Here is a 13,908-nt window from a genome sequence, read left to right as displayed (position 1 = left end):
AGTAAGAATCGTTGCGCAGGATTAATTGCATTGGGGAAATAATTGATTTTACTTGCCATATTTCCTTCGCAGTATTGAAACCCGTCTACGCTTTGGAAAGCCAATGTATAAGAGAATTTTCCAATGCGCTATCCGGTTGTGCTTCACAACATCGAATACGCCGGCTTTGGTGCCATAGCACCGGACCTGCCGCATTGTCATTGCTATGCCGAAACCTTGGATGGCGCCCTGCAAAAAATGGCGGAAACTATATTTCAGCGCCTGGAGGAGTTACGTATAGCCGGGAAACCAATGCCTCAACCTCAGGAGGTGGATGATTTGCGTGATAACCCCGCTTTTGCCGGCGGTATCTGGGCCATTATTGATGTCGAGAGTGTATAGGATTGTCTTACTGCACAAATTGGAATGGTTGTGCATAGCCTATTTTTTCTAACAAATAACCCTGATAGCGCCATAAAGGTAAAAAGATAAATAGGTTTGTTGAACGAGTTTGGTGAGCGAATAGGTATCGAGCTACAAGGATGGATTGAATGAAGATAGTGTTATGTATCCTGGCTCTGCTGTTATCGTCAATAGTCGCTGCGAAGGAGTGGAATAATCCTTTCGATGGTATTGAGTCGGGTGAATATCGGCTTATTACCACGCTGGGATTGGGTTCTGGAGAGCTGCAGCTCAATGATCAACGGGATTTTTTTGGCTATGTCAGTGTAGGAGTGACACCCGCGGGGGGTGTTTGGCAGGTAAATTTACAATTTTCCCGCTTCAATGATAACCATGTGCGAATCAATCAGGTGGGGCTGAATTTTAAGGTGGATTTTACCTTAAATTGCTATGTTCAGTGCCTCTACTGGATGGCGGGCTGGAACTATGCCGACGTGGATCTGAATGATGTGCGTAAACATGGTTATTGGTATCACCATAAAGATAAATGGCATCAGTATGATGTTGATGACAAGGGAAAAGACTGGTATTACGACGGCCATTACTACCATGTGATAGACGCCAGTGGCAGCGATTCTTTCTGGAACTTAGGGCTCGGCTACCGGTTTATGTGGAACCAGGATTTTGATACCTCTATCGAATACAACTACAACGATATTAACTCTGTCTACAGGGTAAATCTGGGGCACCTGCGTACTTTAAGCCTGAATTTTTCCTATCGTTTTTAAATAAAAACCTATGTTAAGCGGGAAATTCAAGGTGTTTCCCGCTTAACATGCTATGGCCGGTTTTTTAGACCGGAAAAATAATCAGCACATTTTAAATACGGTAAATGGTTTTAATCCATAAGGTTCTGCCGGGCTCATTGACCCTATCCAGCTGCGGAAAATTGGGGATTTCCGCTCCCGCACGGCTAATATGTTCGGCATAGGTCTCATCCAACAGGTTGTCGATACCAGCGGTTAACAGCAGTCGCTGGTTTGGGCGCCAGCCGGCATTAATCGATAGTACGTCGGCAGAATCCGTGGGACCGAAGTCCTGTCCGATAATATTACCCTTGCCGACATCGACGCGATCCTGGCTGGCAATGGCCCGCCACAGAATACCCGCCGACCATTGAGCCTGCTCATAGTGCAGCCCCAGGCGTGTTTCCAATGGGGGTAGCTGGGCCAGGGTAGTCTTGTCCGTATCGTTGGAACCGCGCACTGAAGTGACGGTGAATTCGGTGCGCCAGTTATCGTTCAATTGATAGCTGGCATCCAATTCCAAACCCCAGGTACGTGCCTGGATATTGCGTATTACCGCAACGGTCCGGCTATCTGCCGACTCTCCCATATCCATAGCAGCATCCATGGATGACATGGTGTCCATACCTGACATCAACGCCGGCTTTTGGTAATCATTCTGCACTAATAGATAGTCGCGGATATCACTGGCAAAAGCGGAAATACTGGCGGACAACTTTTCGGTGCGATAGATAGCGCCAATATCTAGCTGACTGGTTTTTTCCGACTCTATATTGAGCGCGCTGTAGGAGTCCGCCGCTTCGCGGGAGAATAGTTCCCAGTAATCTGGGAAGCGCTCGCTGTATCCGAGTCCGGCATAAAGAGTGGCGGAACTATTGGGAGGGCTCGGCAGGGCTAACTCGTAGCGCATAAAACCGCTGGGCAGTCGCTCGGAGCGGCTTTCGCCGGCGGTTGGGTTATCTACTTTGGCCATCATGGAGACCGCGATGGTCTCGCGCAGATCTTTCACTTTCCAGTCGTCCAGCCTGGCGCCGGCGATCCATCGTTGGTTGGGAGCAAACTGCCAGCTGGCCTCGGAGAAAATGCCCAACTGAGAAAATTCCGCATCCGCATCCCACTTCAGTGAGCGATAATCTATCATCGACTGGTTCATACTCATGCGGCCGCGGTGACGGTTTTGCCAGGTATCCAGGCCTGCTGTCAGCTCAATGTTATCCGCAGGGTTCAGCTGCAGGCTCAGCTTGGCACCCATGGTTTCGCTGTCTAAATTCATCACGACTGGGTTAGTCGTCATTCCCGAGGGGGCACGCAGGCTGTAATTATCCATGATGTGATCGATAGTGTTGTAATAGATCTGCACGTCGATGGTATTCAGCAGATCGCCGATATTGCTGCGGCGATATTTGGCTTTGTAGCTTTCGCGCGCAAATTTACTGCCATCCACGCCGCGGTCGGCATAGGCCGCTTCGGCATCGCTAAAAGCCGTTTCGAATTCCAGGCGATTGTCATCGTCAGGGGTCCAGGCCAGATTGGCCTTGCCACTCCAGCGCTCGTAGTTCGAGTGCACCTGATTACCGTCGCCATCCTCATAATCATCCGCAGAGGCAGAGGTCGCCGAACCGCGCAGGGAAAATTCCGGGGTTTTGTAAGCTAGGTCAAAGAGCCCGTCTTTTCGATCGGCGCTACCGCCGAGCAGGCTCGCATGCATATCCCATTCGGGTTCGGTAGGACGTTCCTGTAGCTGATTGAAAAGTACAACCCCAGCGGAATTACCCGGTCCGTGAGCGACGCTCTGGGGGCCCTTAATTACCTCTATTTCATCGAGGCTTTCGGGGAAAATATAGGCGGTAGGCGGGTCCATACGGCCGGGACAACCGCCCATAAGAGACTCTCCATCCAGTAACATGCCCAGGCGCGAACCACCCATGCCCCGCAACAGGGGATCGCCACTGGTGCCACCTTTGCGTACCACGGAAAATCCGGGAATGGTTTTTAGATAGTCGGCGCCGTCGTTGGCAGGCAGAGGCTGACGAGGCATTTTGGGGTCCGTCAGCAGATTTAGTGGCTGCTCGGTTTTTACTCCGGTGACCACCATCTGCTCCATTTCACGCTCTTTTTTTTCATTGACCTCGCTGGCCATTAAGGCTGCGGGAAAGGTGCAGCCGGCAATAATTGCCAGGCTCAATGGAGTGTGTAATGGCTTGTTCTTTTGGGATTTAACTTTTCGCATTCTGACTTATCCGTTTCTGGGCCGAAGGTCGGGTACGGCCGTAAGGAGCGCGGTAAAAAAAGCGCGCACAGGTTTGCCCCCGCTGACTGAGTCGCGGGAATTACAGTTGTCGCGAGGTGGGTCTACGGCTGCTGCAGCACCCTAAGCGGCAAGAATGCGGGCAAAGGCAGTACAGCGAAGCGCAGAAACAGGCCTCGAATATTGTGTGGTGAAAAATAAGGAAAACCGTGGTTTTAAACGGGAGGAGCGCGGATAAGGGGGCGGCTGTAGTGTAAAGAAAGAGCGGGGTTAATGCCTTTGCTGTGAGGGGGGAGAATATTCCCCTCGATGAATAAATGCAGGTCTAATGCTGGTGCTTGGGCAAGACTGGCAGCGGCGGAAAAATTACAGTGGTTGTCGGCAAAGGAATGTGCGGTCAGTGTATCGTGGTTGTGCCCGCTGTGATTATCACCAAGGTTGTGATGATGATCCTGCGCCTGGTTGGCCAGGGAATTTAATAACAGGGCGCTGCGGCTGTCGCCGTGACAAAGACCGTAGGGGGTGCCCGCAGAGAAATCGGCGGGCATAAACCCTGCGGGAACCAAGCCGCGGGCGCTGAGAAAAGCCAGTAAAAGCAGCAGTGCCAGCCACTGGGGCAGGTGTGGGCGGTTTTTACGGGTGCGCGCGCGACTCATAAATAGCGTTCTTGAAGTTACCGGGGTGGACTTAATAAATCCCCGAGGGCAAGTGGCAACAGATTACCCGCTGACTGTAAAAAGTGCCACTACCAATAACGAATTTTTAGGGTCCGCTTTTTGCTATTTTTTAGTTCAATTATTTTATGTTGCTGTTATCAAATAAAACTATTAGCCGATATTTCTATCGCAAGAGAGACTTTAATCGCGCACTGATACCATGAAAAAACTGGTGTTTTTTCTTGGCCTTGTCGCCGCTTAGAAAATTGATTTGGATCGCCTGTCGTTTACCGACAAAGCTGGGGTAGCCGTGCCAGCAATTATCGGTCACCTTGAAAGCCACCAGAGAACCCGGCCCGGGTAGCAGTTCATCACTGTAGTCGTCCAGGCTTTTGCCGCTGCGCAGGATACGCAGGCGTCCAGTGGGTGCCGACCAGTCGCTGTTCAGATAGATCAGTACGGTAATGAGTTTGGTTTTGGAGTCTGTATGAATGCGCCCATCTTTAGCCCGGGAGTATCCACGCAAGGTGGCCATCATCGGTTTATCAGATAGATCCAATGCGAATTTTTCACCGAGAATACGCCGCACTTCGGCACTGCCAAACTGCTCGATAAAACTGCGCAGGCGCTCCGAGGTTTTGACATCCTTGATGTTGAAACTGCCGCCTTTGTGTAGAGGGGGGAAGTCTGCGATCAGGGCGCTGGCCTCGTCGGAGGCCAGGGAGCGCTCTAAGTAGAAATGGGGGAAGGGGGAAGGCTTTACTTCGGCACTGCTGAGCCGCTCGATAGTGACTTGGGACATAGTCAATTTTAGCTCCCTATAAAGTGGGATTATTTTTATTGGAACATCGTTAACATCACTCTTTTTTTACTTCTTGCATCCATTTATTTGAATCCCCGGGCTTGCACCTGGTCAGATTTTGCCGCTGCGCTTGAGCTGCCAATAAGCTTGCACCAGTGCCTGGTGCAAAAGCTCCGGGCGGGAATCCACCACTAGTACATTACAGGCCTGCAGTTGTTGCAATAGGCGCGCACGTCGGCGCAGAAAATCCCGCGCGGCAGCGCTCTCGACTGCCTCGGAAAAATCTCCAATAGGCTTTTGTGCCACGCGGTCCACGGCGGTCTCGCGCAGACTCGCCACCATCACCAGGTGGTTGCGGGTGAGCAGGCGCACGGCGGTGAGCAGTTCGCTACTGTCTTCGTCGCGCAGGTTGGTAATCAGGATCACCAGTGCACGGCGCTTATGGGTGACCAGTAATTGTTGGGCGGCGCCGCTGTAGTCCACGCTGCCGGTGCCGGAGTGCAGATCGTAGACATTGTTCAGCAACAGGTTGATCGCACTCTCACCCTTCACCGGCGGCAGCTGCCCGCCGGAGCTGTCCTGTGCGGCGGCGAAGGCCTGCAGGCCGACCGCATCCCCCTGCTTGATCGCCACATAGGCGGATAGCAGCAGGCCGTTAAGGGCGTGATCAAAATGGCTCAGCTCGCCGTCTTTGGCACGCATGCGCCGACCGCAGTCGAGCATGTAAATAATTTCCTGATCGCGCTCGTCCTGGTATTCGCGGCTGATGAGTTTGCGCAGTCGTGAACTGGCGCGCCAATCTACCTGGCGCTGGCTATCTCCCTGGCGGTATTCGCGCAATTGGCGGAAGTCCATACCCTCGCCGCGGCGCTGCTGTTGGTGCAGGCCGAGATGGCGCAGGGTCTGCTCGGTGGAGAGCGCCTGCAGGGAGGAGATACCGAGAAAGTTGGGGTAGACCTTCACGGTTTGCTCACTGCCGAGCCATACACGGGTCTGCCACAGACCCCAGGGAGAGTCGGCGAGGACTTCGATTCGGCCGAATTCGGCACTGCCACGGCGGTGCGGCACCAGGGTGTACTCAATGGCAACTTCCTGATCTGGCTCCAGCAGCGCCTGGCGCGGTAACCCGCTGCTGCCCAGTTGTTGCGGCACACTGTCGCACACGGATAGCGAGAGGCTGCGCTGGCCGCGGTTGTGCAGTTTCAATCGCGCACTGTTACGCACGCCCAGGGCCAAATTACCGGGCAGTTTGCGTTCGCCCCCCAGGCCCAGAACCCTGCGCCCGGTGAGGAAATCCAGCAGGGCCGCGCCGATTAACAGCGCGCCAGCGGTCCACCAGAGAGTCTGCAGCAGCTGTGCAGATTGAGGCAGCCAGATACGTGCAGCACTCACCGCCAGAGCGGCCAGGCACCAGTAACCGAGTAGTTTCACCAGGCGGCGGCTGGGGCCTGCTCGCCCGAGACTGGACTTTGTGCTCGGAACTTCAGTGGCGACGGCGCTTTGTGTCACAGTCGCGGCGCCTCGACGCTATCGATAATCATGGCCAGGGCGCTGTCGGTGGTCTCGCCGTCGATTTCCATATCCGGGGACAGGCTGACGCGGTGGCGCATAACCGGGATCGCCATGGCTTTGATGTCGTCTGGCAGAACAAACTCGCGCCCCTGCAGCAGGGCGCTGGCGCGCGCTGCCTGCAACAGGCCGATACTGGCGCGGGGACCCGCCGGGCTGCGCAGCTGGTTGGCTTCACGGGTGGCGCGCACCAGGCGCACGGCGTAGTCCAATACCTGCTGGTCCAGGGCTACCTGGGGCACCAGGGCCTGCAGTTGCTGCAACTGCTCCACGGTTATCTCACCGGCAGCCTTCTCCCGCAGGTGTTTCTCTATGCGGCCGCTGCTGGCAGCGGCGGCCAGTTGCAATTCGGCTTCCAGGCTGGGGTAGTCGATCAGAACCTTAAGTAGGAAGCGATCCAGCTCTGCCTCTGGCAGAGGGTAGGTGCCCTCTTGCTCGATGGGGTTCTGAGTGGCCAGCACCATAAAGGGGCTGGGTACGGCAAAGGCCTTGCCGTCGATAGTGACTTGCTTCTCCTGCATCACCTCGAGCAGGGCCGCCTGGGTCTTGGCCGGGGCGCGGTTGATTTCATCTGCCAGCAGTAGATTGGTAAACACCGGTCCACGGCGCACTTCGAAGCGGCTCTCGCCCATGTTGTACATGGCGTGGCCGGTAACATCCGCCGGCATCAGGTCCGGGGTGAATTGGATGCGGCGAAAGTGGCCGCCAAAACAGCTGGCCAGGGTGCGCACCAACAGGGTCTTGCCGAGTCCGGGGACGCCTTCCAGCAAGACATGGCCGGAGGCCAGCAGAGCCACCAGCACCTGCTCGACGACCTGCTCCTGACCGATCAACAGGCGGTTGATATTGTTGCGCAGTAGCTGTAGTTGGGCGGCCGCGGCCTGCCAGTCTGGCGTTTCGCTGTGGGTTTGGGGTTCTGGATTCAGGGTAGTATCGCTCATAGGACTGCCTCAATTCGCTGCAGGGTGCGCATTTGTTCGGTAAAGGATTCTTCGCTGGTCGCCGGTTTGCCCCACAGGCTGGCGATGATGTTGTGTTCGCTGAGATTGGTTGTGGCGCTGAGTCTTTTGCTCAGAGTCTGGCGCGCAGACGAGCTGGTGTCCGTCGCTCCCAGGCGGCGCAACAGCTCCTCACGCTGCCCGCGGAGTAGCCGCTGGCACTGATCGTCTCGCCAGTAGTAGTGGCCGCAGGCGGAGATATGCTCTAACAGGGAGCGCCGCGCTATCTCCGGCGATGGCTGTAATGGACCGAAGCGGCGCGCACGCAAAATCAACCAGCCCAGCAGGGCGAGCAGACCGGAGATAAAAAATTCGGCAGCGTACTGGCGTGCGAGCAATCCCAGCGAGTCGAAGCGTGGCCTGGTGAGGAAAACAAAATCACCGCTTCCGGCCAGCAACTGTAAAAAGTAGGCGTGATCGAAATGCCCGATTCGGTGCGACTGCCACATGGTGCTGTCTGTCATCAGGGTGATAACGCCTTCCCCCTGGGCAAACTGCATAAAGGGCACGCCCTCGTCGTCGCGCCAGACTTTGGCAAAAAATACCGGTGCGCCCTCGACAGTGTTGTCTTCGATGCCGGGATGGTAGAGCAGGTGGCTGGCGTCGAAGTGTAATTGAGCCTCGTTCCCGCCAGCGGTGGGCAGGGTGACCAGATCTTCGGGGTCCACGTCGGGATTGCGAGGCTTTTCCTTTTCAGACTCCGCCTGCTCTTCTTCCTGGCCCTCTTCAATGCGGCGGTTGTATTCGCGCAGGGCCTCTCCCGGGCTCTGTTCGGGTTTCAGCTCTGCATCCTCTCCCAGCAGAGGTTGCAGTGGATGCTCAAAATAGTAGTCCCCATGCCCTTCCAGCATGGAGACGCCGAGGGCTTCCAGCAGCCAGTCGCGCTCTTCGCTGCGCCCCTCCTCGAAATCAAAGCCTTCGGTGCGCGCGACGACGATAGCATGGCCACCGTCTCGCACCCACTGCAGCAGTTCCTCGACCCGCTGGGGGTTATAGACTTGGCTGGAACTGGCGATAAACAGAGTGGCGTCCGCCAGCAGGGTATTCAGCACGGAGATATTTTCCGCCTGCTGCGGTTCCAGCCCTACTCCGGCGAGATACTGCTCGGCTGCCAGGAAGGGATTGCGCCGCGCTTCCGACCCCCAGCCGCGATCCTTTTCTTCTGTATAGCGTTCAAAAAAAGTGAGGAACAGCCATACCAGGCCGGCACACAGCAGTACGGCGATTCCGATCAACAGGCGTTTAGTGGTCATTGCCAAATACCTCTTGCCACTGCTGGCACAACTCGCTTACCTGTGGGTCTGCGGGGGGGCGGTGGGCATAGGCCAGCTGCTGCCAGCTGCCAGTGAGTTGCTGTACAAACTGGCTCAGCGGAGCGCTTACCGGGCGCGATGTATCGTCTGCGGTCCTTTGACGCCGGCTTACCAATTGGGCGCATTCACTCTCGGTGAGATGATCGCCAAAGTGGAAGTGGAAGTCCTCAATCAGGTGAGACAGGGTGGCGCGGTACAAAAGGCCGAGGCCGGCGCGCTTTTCCCCGGCCTGCCACAGGCGCAGCACCTCTGCGCACACGTCGTCGGGCAGACTCGACTGACGTACATCTAGGCCAAACAGGGTCTCTGGCACCTCCACTTTCTTCTTGGGGGTGTGTTGCCAGCGCAGGCTGCTGAGAATGGCTTCACGGTGGCGCCAGCCCAGGTAAATCAAGCCCGCGATTACAGCAATCCACAGCAATAGTTCGATGGGCTTGGCGATCAGCGCCCCCCAATTGATCTCTGAGGAATCGTCGCTCTCGGGAGGGTTTTCCATGAGCCACTTGAACAGCCACTCGAACAGCTCGATAAGCCACTCGGGTATTTTTTCCTGCTCTTCCTCGCCGAGGTCTTTAAGGCGCCAGCCACTCACCTGCTCAATATTGTGGAAGTCCTCGCCGGCGAGCACTTCGTCGATACGCTGTTGCGCCTGTTGGGGGCTTTCCAGGGATTCCGCCTGTGCCTGTGGCGCCGGTGTCAGAGTCGTGCAGGCGAGCGCGCACAACAGTAATACCGAGGCCAAGGGAGAAGATCGGCCGGCAGCGGATTTGCTTGCCTGCAGGCTGCGTTGGTGGCGCTCGGCCAAGTCGCGGAACTGGATTTCGATATCCCAGCCCTCCAATTCAATACGCCGGCCGATATACAGGCAGAAGCCACTGACGATATAAAACGGCGCCACTGCGGCCATGATCAGTACGCAGAGAACGTTGGATACCCACTCCAGCACCAGGGTTTCACCGCGAATCAGCGGAGCCCAGTCGATGTTTGCCGCAACCTGCTCGGGAATAAAAAGGTAAATCAGGATAAAGGCGGCAATCAGGAGGAAGCCCTCCAGGTGGATACCGGTTAGGGTCAGCCAGGTGGCTGCTCCAGAGTGTTTGCGGTGCAGCACGCTGAGACGCGCACTGCGGGCACTGCCTTTTGATTGCTCCAGCACGGTCACGGGCATATCGAAGGAGCGGGTCGGACTCAGACGGCGAATGGTGATCCAGGCGAGCCAGTCGGTGCGGTTGTGTTTGAAAAATTCCTTCAGGGCCGCCAGTGCGGAGACCGGTGTGCCGAATAGGGCGCGGCTGATCATAAACAGCGGCAGGCGGTCGAACACGGGTTTTAACCACCAGATTGCGAACATCGACCACCCGGGGTGGCCGGGAAAAGCCCAGGCCAGGGCGCCCAGTAGTAGTGCCGCCGGAAGCAGCCAAACCAGAAACATCGACAGCCAGTGCTTGCGTGCCAGGGCGATACCCAGGTCGATGGATTCCCAGGGCGATCGCAGGCGTGCGCGCACCGCCAGGTTTTTAACTTGCATGGCGGGACTCCCCGCGCCCGGCCAGGGCGAAATAGGCGAATACCAGCAGCCATAGAAGAGCACCGAAGCCGAGTTTGATCGCTATGGGTGTGGCAGCGCTGGAGGACCAGAAGGCTTCGAGGAAGGCGGCGATCACCAGCATCAGGAAAGTGCCGTACATAATTTTCATGGCTTCGACACTGGCCAGGCGCAAAGCCACCGAGCGCCGATGCTGTCCCGGATCGGCCAGGGAGCGGCCCAGTAGTAGCCCGGCGGCACCGGCCAGCACGATGGCGGTCAGTTCAAAAGCGCCGTGGCCGATGACAAAGGGGTAAAACGTAGAGACAAATCCCACCCGAGTGATGTGCCCAAACACAGCGCCCAGATAGAGACCATTGAAAACCAGGAAAAAAATTGAGCCGAGGCCAAACAGTATGCCGCCGGCAAAAGTGCGGAAGGCGATACCGATATTGTTCTTGATATAGAAGCCGAACATGGCCAGATCGGTGTCCGAGCCGCGCTCGCGTCCCAATACCCGGTTGCCGGGGTCGTACATGGATTCCAGCGAGAGCACGTCTCCCGGCGACATCATCGCGTAAATCAGGGCGTCGTTGTTATAGGTGCCAATGCCCATCACCAGGGCCGGCAGTAAAAACAGTGCAGTAGCCAGGGCCACCACGCGACCGTTGGCGCGCACTGCCTGGGGGAATCCGGCCAGCAGGTAGTGCAGCCACCCCTTGCGGCGCAAGGTCTGCTGGCGGTAAACCCGGTGGTGGGCAGCGGTAACCAGCTGGTTGAGATGGTCGATCAAACGGTTGGTGTACTGGCGTTCCTTAGCTACCGCCAATTGCTGACACAATTCCCGGTAGGCGGCGGGTAAGTCCAATGCGGCCACTTCGGCGCTGTGGTGGTCATTTTTCAACCAGGCTTCCAGCTGCGCCCAACTATCGCGGTGGCGATTTTCGAAATCTCTCTGTCTCATGAATTCCTAGCCCCTGCCACCCAGCAACCAACTGCCCACTGAGCGCAGGTACTCCAGCGCGGCACTGTCTCTTTTGGCGGTGATAGATTCGAGCAAGTTGGCGAGCTCCTGTTGGCGCGCCTCGCTCAAATCCTCGTGGCGTTCCAGTAGGCTGATCAGCGCAAGCTGGTCTTGCTGTTTGAAGTCGCGCGGCGGTGGAAGCGGTGTTGCATCCGGCAGTGCCATGGGCACCTTTTCCGTATCGCGATAGACCACCAGGGTGCCCGCGGCCAGGTCGCCCAAGCGCTGGAAGTTGCGCCCCAGTGTCATGGCAATTATGCCGGTGGCGTAAGCGAAAGGTAGGAAATCGGCGAAGCGCAAAAGGTTGCGCACGATGGAGGCGCCCCAGGAGATAGGGGTGAGGTTATCGTTCACCACCATCAGGCCAAAGGCCTTTTTGCCCGGTGTTTGGCCGCCGCGCAGCACCTCGAAAAACACCGGGTAAAACCACTCCAGTAGGAAGGAGCAGACTAGCCAGATTCCCATACCGGCAGTTTTGGCAAAGGCCAAGCCTATACCGAGAGCGGCCAGTATCAGCGTGCGATAGAACACATCCACGGCAAAGGCGAGGATGCGCGGCACAGGCCCGGCGGCCCGTGCGCGCAGATCGATACCCTCTGGGGTTTCGACGTTATAGGTGGTATCCAGCAAGCCACCGCTCCTGTTGAGTATTCAATAAATCAAGCTTTGCTAGTGCCGCCGAACACCTGGCGATAAGCGATACCGTAGGCCACACACATCAATGGCAGAGCAAAAATCAAGCCGATTAAGAAGGCAAAGCTTCCTACCAGGTAAATAGCGACGAGTAGAATTAAGAAACCGAAGAAGGCGAACCAATTGTGGGTAATTGCCTTGCGCGAGGCCTCCATAGCCTGCCAAGCCCCCATATTTTGATCGACAACTAGTGGCAAAGCCAGAATATAGGCAACCATCAGGTAAACGCCTGGAATGATAAAGAGGGCGTAGCCTATAGAAATCAGTATGTAGGTCAGAATAGAAACGAGTCCTAGGGGGATGATTTTATCGAAGTAGGCAAAAACTTCGGTCCCGGATGCTTTTTCTCCTCGCGCAATTTTAATGCCCGTCATGGCCATACCTGCCATTAGAGGAGCACAGAGCGCCACTAATACAATAGGACCTATAAAAGTCAAAAGTAGGAATGATCCAATATCAAAGGTGCCTAATAGTGAGAGGCCGAAGAGCGAGAACAATATAAACGCTAATGCAAAAACACCTACAAAGTAGAGTATCAGGCCAATCCAGATGGTACCGAGGTTGCTAAGGGAGAGTTTCCAGCCCTCACTGATGGCATCGCCAATCGAAAAAGAATAATCTCCGGCAAGCCCCTTTTCTACAGAACCAAAGTCACTACTCTCTTCCCTGCCGGCCAATTCTGCCTGGGGAGCCTGATAAATATCACTCATCCTGTCTGATGTCCTTATTAAAAGTTAACTGGTTGGATGTGCAGAGTCTTGGGGGGCGAATATCTCATAGGCACGATTTAGGAACAATGCCACGCCAGTACAGGGACAAATTAGGTGATGGATCTTTCTCAGCATAAAATTCCCTCTAGACGTAATAAGGAGAGGTAATAATGAAGAAAACCCTTTGGGCGGGGATTGTGGTACTGGCGTTAATCGTTGCTGGATATGTGGCTTTGCCTTTTTATGCGATGGAGCAGTTGCAGCGTGCCGCACAAATGGCGGGTGCCCAGGAGCCAGAAAAAAGGCGTGAAAGTATCGATACTCTGGAACGCTATGTGGATTTTCCGGTATTACGTGACAATTTAAGGGTGCGATTACAGGAAGAGCTGCGCTCCTCAATTGGTAATTCGATCCCTCAGGAATTCGATGAACTGCTGACCGCTGGTGCGAATTTTGTTATGGGGCCGTTGATGCAACAATTTGTCACCCCGGAAGGGATAGCAGCCTTGCTGCGGGGCGGCGAGGACCTGGAGGGGATGGAGCAAAGACTGTTTGGTCAGTATGCCGCCCCCGATGCAGATCTCTATCCACAAGCCCAACAGGAATCTGAAAAAAAGCCTGAGAGCAGTTGGAGACGTCTCAAGTGGCGTTTTACTGATATTAACCACCTGAGCGCGGATTATGGCGAGGCTGACCGAGCGGAGCTGCGGCTGACTATGCAGCGCAACGGCTTGCACTGGCAGTTGGTGGATATCGAGTTGCTCAATGGCACCGAGGCAGAGGACTGAATATGGAAATGGATAACTCAGTAAATGTATTTGGTGATCCTCTTATTCCCTGCAGCTTGGAGCCGATGACCGGTTTTTTCCGCGATGGCTGCTGCAACACCTGCAAGGAGGATCAGGGCTCACACACAGTTTGTGTGGAGGTGACTGAAGAGTTTCTAGGTTTTTCCCGCAGCCGTGGTAACGACTTGAGTACGCCGATCGAGGAGTACGGTTTTCCGGGGCTAGTATCAGGAGACCGCTGGTGTTTGTGCGCCGCCCGCTGGTTGGAGGCCCAGCAGCAGGATAGGGCTCCGCGAGTTTTTTTACAGCGTACCCATGTGAAAGCTCTGGAGATAGTACCTCTACAGTTATTGCGACAATACGCTGCAGATTTGAATTAATTAGTGCGAAAGAAA

The 13,908-nt window shown here is 55.6% G+C and carries 14 protein-coding genes; 4 read left to right on the top strand and 10 right to left on the bottom strand.

The genetic code is table 11. The annotated features are described in order from the left end of the window. Positions 1–123: 123 nt before the first annotated feature. Both FIU95_RS19075 and FIU95_RS19070 read left to right on the top strand, forming a co-directional pair. On the top strand, positions 124–381 hold the full coding sequence (locus FIU95_RS19075; RefSeq protein WP_152455569.1) for a type II toxin-antitoxin system HicB family antitoxin: 258 nt from the start codon (positions 124–126) through the stop codon (positions 379–381). A gap of 149 nt (positions 382–530) precedes the next feature. After that, entirely contained in the window at positions 531–1,169 is a 639-nt protein-coding gene (locus FIU95_RS19070; RefSeq protein ID WP_152455567.1) for an outer membrane beta-barrel protein, read from the top strand. A 91-nt stretch (positions 1,170–1,260) separates the two neighbouring features. On the opposite strand, the gene FIU95_RS19065 is transcribed toward FIU95_RS19070, so the two are convergent. The 10 genes from FIU95_RS19065 to FIU95_RS19020 form a co-directional block, all read right to left on the bottom strand. Further along, positions 1,261–3,417: a TonB-dependent copper receptor gene (locus FIU95_RS19065; protein ID WP_152455565.1), complete on the bottom strand. Its 2,157-nt coding sequence runs from the start codon at positions 3,415–3,417 to the stop codon at positions 1,261–1,263. 233 nt (positions 3,418–3,650) lie between these two features. Further along, positions 3,651–4,091 (bottom strand): hypothetical protein, encoded by a 441-nt coding sequence (locus tag FIU95_RS19060; protein ID WP_152455563.1) that lies wholly within the window; start codon positions 4,089–4,091, stop codon positions 3,651–3,653. Between the two features lie 184 nt (positions 4,092–4,275). Further along, on the bottom strand, positions 4,276–4,893 hold the full coding sequence (locus FIU95_RS19055) for a 2OG-Fe(II) oxygenase (protein ID WP_152455561.1): 618 nt from the start codon (positions 4,891–4,893) through the stop codon (positions 4,276–4,278). 111 nt (positions 4,894–5,004) lie between these two features. After that, positions 5,005–6,402 (bottom strand): DUF58 domain-containing protein, encoded by a 1,398-nt coding sequence (locus FIU95_RS19050; protein WP_152455559.1) that lies wholly within the window; start codon positions 6,400–6,402, stop codon positions 5,005–5,007. Then, entirely contained in the window at positions 6,399–7,403 is a 1,005-nt protein-coding gene (locus FIU95_RS19045) for a MoxR family ATPase (protein ID WP_253868745.1), read from the bottom strand. Before FIU95_RS19045 ends, FIU95_RS19050 begins: the two co-directional genes overlap by 4 nt. Next, complete coding sequence (locus FIU95_RS19040; protein ID WP_152455557.1) at positions 7,400–8,713, bottom strand: DUF4350 domain-containing protein; 1,314 nt, start codon at positions 8,711–8,713, stop codon at positions 7,400–7,402. Before FIU95_RS19040 ends, FIU95_RS19045 begins: the two co-directional genes overlap by 4 nt. Continuing rightward, positions 8,703–10,301, bottom strand: a complete 1,599-nt coding sequence (locus FIU95_RS19035) for a DUF4129 domain-containing protein (RefSeq protein WP_152455555.1) — start codon at positions 10,299–10,301, stop codon at positions 8,703–8,705. The genes FIU95_RS19040 and FIU95_RS19035 overlap by 11 nt, the downstream gene beginning before the upstream one ends. Further along, positions 10,291–11,262, bottom strand: coding sequence for a stage II sporulation protein M (locus tag FIU95_RS19030; RefSeq protein WP_152455553.1), 972 nt, complete (start codon positions 11,260–11,262; stop codon positions 10,291–10,293). Before FIU95_RS19030 ends, FIU95_RS19035 begins: the two co-directional genes overlap by 11 nt. Before the next feature lie 6 nt (positions 11,263–11,268). Continuing rightward, positions 11,269–11,952 carry an RDD family protein gene (locus FIU95_RS19025; RefSeq protein ID WP_152455551.1) on the bottom strand — a complete coding sequence of 228 codons (684 nt, stop codon included), beginning with the start codon at positions 11,950–11,952 and terminating at the stop codon, positions 11,269–11,271. A gap of 29 nt (positions 11,953–11,981) precedes the next feature. Beyond that, positions 11,982–12,725: a hypothetical protein gene (locus FIU95_RS19020; protein ID WP_152455549.1), complete on the bottom strand. Its 744-nt coding sequence runs from the start codon at positions 12,723–12,725 to the stop codon at positions 11,982–11,984. A gap of 170 nt (positions 12,726–12,895) precedes the next feature. Here FIU95_RS19020 and FIU95_RS19015 point away from each other — a divergent pair, with 170 nt between their 5' ends. Both FIU95_RS19015 and FIU95_RS19010 read left to right on the top strand, forming a co-directional pair. Next, positions 12,896–13,513: a DUF2939 domain-containing protein gene (locus FIU95_RS19015; protein ID WP_152455547.1), complete on the top strand. Its 618-nt coding sequence runs from the start codon at positions 12,896–12,898 to the stop codon at positions 13,511–13,513. 2 nt (positions 13,514–13,515) lie between these two features. Beyond that, positions 13,516–13,893: a DUF2237 family protein gene (locus tag FIU95_RS19010; protein ID WP_152455545.1), complete on the top strand. Its 378-nt coding sequence runs from the start codon at positions 13,516–13,518 to the stop codon at positions 13,891–13,893. Positions 13,894–13,908 lie beyond the last annotated feature (15 nt).

This window comes from Microbulbifer sp. THAF38, from assembly GCF_009363535.1.
GTDB lineage: Bacteria > Pseudomonadota > Gammaproteobacteria > Pseudomonadales > Cellvibrionaceae > Microbulbifer.
This window is presented reverse-complemented; position numbering and strand designations above follow the sequence as displayed.

Bases quoted from the DNA above. Each gene is read 5' to 3' on its own strand.
- FIU95_RS19055 (WP_152455561.1), bottom strand. From the start codon at position 4,893: ATGTCCCAAGTCACTATCGAGCGGCTCAGCAGTGCCGAAGTAAAGCCT.
- FIU95_RS19075 (WP_152455569.1), top strand. From the start codon at position 124: ATGCGCTATCCGGTTGTGCTTCACAACATCGAATACGCCGGCTTTGGT.
- FIU95_RS19070 (WP_152455567.1), top strand. From the start codon at position 531: ATGAAGATAGTGTTATGTATCCTGGCTCTGCTGTTATCGTCAATAGTC.
- FIU95_RS19045 (WP_253868745.1), bottom strand. From the start codon at position 7,403: ATGAGCGATACTACCCTGAATCCAGAACCCCAAACCCACAGCGAAACG.
- FIU95_RS19030 (WP_152455553.1), bottom strand. From the start codon at position 11,262: ATGAGACAGAGAGATTTCGAAAATCGCCACCGCGATAGTTGGGCGCAG.
- FIU95_RS19065 (WP_152455565.1), bottom strand. From the start codon at position 3,417: ATGCGAAAAGTTAAATCCCAAAAGAACAAGCCATTACACACTCCATTG.
- FIU95_RS19010 (WP_152455545.1), top strand. From the start codon at position 13,516: ATGGAAATGGATAACTCAGTAAATGTATTTGGTGATCCTCTTATTCCC.
- FIU95_RS19015 (WP_152455547.1), top strand. From the start codon at position 12,896: ATGAAGAAAACCCTTTGGGCGGGGATTGTGGTACTGGCGTTAATCGTT.
- FIU95_RS19040 (WP_152455557.1), bottom strand. From the start codon at position 8,713: ATGACCACTAAACGCCTGTTGATCGGAATCGCCGTACTGCTGTGTGCC.
- FIU95_RS19035 (WP_152455555.1), bottom strand. From the start codon at position 10,301: ATGCAAGTTAAAAACCTGGCGGTGCGCGCACGCCTGCGATCGCCCTGG.
- FIU95_RS19060 (WP_152455563.1), bottom strand. From the start codon at position 4,091: ATGAGTCGCGCGCGCACCCGTAAAAACCGCCCACACCTGCCCCAGTGG.
- FIU95_RS19020 (WP_152455549.1), bottom strand. From the start codon at position 12,725: ATGAGTGATATTTATCAGGCTCCCCAGGCAGAATTGGCCGGCAGGGAA.